This is a genomic window from Streptomyces klenkii, from assembly GCF_003626645.1.
Classification (GTDB): Bacteria; Actinomycetota; Actinomycetes; order Streptomycetales; family Streptomycetaceae; genus Streptomyces; species Streptomyces klenkii.
In genome coordinates, this window is sequence record NZ_RBAM01000062.1 from 1 (window position 1) to 1,634 (window position 1,634).

Sequence of the window (1,634 nt, forward strand, 5' to 3'; positions counted from 1 at the left end):
GCAGCCACCTCCTTCACACGCAGCATCAAGGGCTCCAATCGCAGGCTTCGCGTTCGTTGAGAACCATAAGCGCATGATGCTGTGAGTATCAAGCGATCGAGCCCATGTGAGTCTGAAACCCGAGCCCCCTGCTTGCGCATCAAGGACTTAAGGTTGAGGTCAGGGCCCAGACGAGCAGGAGCAGACGTGACCGAAAAGTGGACCAGCGTCTCGACGCCCTACCTGCTTCCCCGCGCCGCAGGGGAGAGCGACGCATGGACGGCAGAGGCGCCAGGACGCACATCACAACGGCTGACCGAGGTGACCATGGCTCAGCCGCCCGTCGAAGTGGCAGAGGCCCTGCGGCTCGCGGCTGGCGACAGGGCGGTAGTTCGTCGCCGGCTGATCCTCCTCGACGGCCAGCCCGTCGAACTCGCGGACTCCTACTACCCGCCCCGGATCGCCGACGCCACGCCGCTAGCGGAGCCCACAAAGATCCCGGGTGGGGCGACCACCCTGCTGGCTCGGCTCGGGTACCACGTACACCGCGCAGTCGAGGACATTGAGCAGCGGCCCGCTGAGCCGCACGAGACCGAGGCGCTTCTCCTTGAGCCTGGCGCCTCGGTGCTCACCCTCACCCGCACGTCCTACTCGGCGAACGGAGCCCCCTTCGAGGCATCTCTCATGGTCATGAAGGCCCCGCGCCGCCTCCGCTACGAACTGGAGATCCAGTGACCATGCCTCCCGACCGCGCCGACCCACGCCCCATCTCGGACACCATCGCTCACGAGATCCGGCGACTGATCATGTCCGGCGAGTGGGAACCAGGACGCCGCTTGCCCACCACAGAGCAACTGATCAGGGACTTCAGCACGTCCAACGTCACCGTGCAGCGCGCTCTGAAGAAGCTCAAAGCCGAGGGCTTCCTCGTCGGCCGCTCAGGGCAGGGTGTCTACGTTCGGGAGCGGGCTCCCATGGAGATTGCCCCCGCCTCGTTGATGGCTCCGGTCGGTCCCGATCAGCCCTACTCATGGATCACGGAAGCCGCCAAGCGCTCCCAGAAGGGCAGCAATCGCATCTTGGAAGTGCGCGAGATCGTGCCGCCCCGCCGGGTCCGCGAGGTGTTTGGGCTGCCAGACGATGGCGTTGCGGTGCTGCGCAAGCGAATCGGCCTGCTCGACAGCACACCCGCCGAGCTCGTCTGGTCGTACTATCCGGCCGAGCTGGCGAGGGGTACGCGGCTTGCTGACCGGCGGAAGATCCCTGGCGGCTCTCCTGCGCTCCTGGAGCAGATGGGCTACCCGACTCGCGGACAGGATGATGTCGTAGGCACCCGCTTCGCCACGTCGGAGGAGTTCCTGCTGCTGGAACTCCCGGGGGAGATCCCGCTGCTCGATGTGTTCCGTGTCGTCTACAGCGACAACCGGCGCCCCATCGAGGTCACCGAGTTGGTGAAGCCAGGGCATATCTACAAGGCGTCTTACGCCGTTACGGCGGGCTGAGGTGGGCGCCTGACACTGCACCTCCGCCCCGGACCGGTTCCTGCGGTCCGGGGCGGAGGTGTGTCTAGGCTTCCATGGCGCCCTCGTCTTCGGGATCGTCAGGGGACGTGTCGATCACGATCACACGAACGCTACTGTTCGCCTCAACGGCTC

2 protein-coding genes are annotated in these 1,634 nt (G+C 65.9%); both read left to right on the plus strand.

All coding sequences use genetic code 11. The features are described from left to right. The first annotated feature begins 186 nt into the window (after window positions 1-186). Window positions 187-714 (plus strand): GntR family transcriptional regulator, encoded by a 528-nt coding sequence (locus tag D7231_RS34555; RefSeq protein ID WP_242000077.1) that lies wholly within the window; start codon window positions 187-189, stop codon window positions 712-714. Between the two features lie 2 nt (window positions 715-716). After that, window positions 717-1,481 carry a GntR family transcriptional regulator gene (locus D7231_RS34560; RefSeq protein ID WP_120760299.1) on the plus strand — a complete coding sequence of 255 codons (765 nt, stop codon included), beginning with the start codon at window positions 717-719 and terminating at the stop codon, window positions 1,479-1,481. Window positions 1,482-1,634 lie beyond the last annotated feature (153 nt).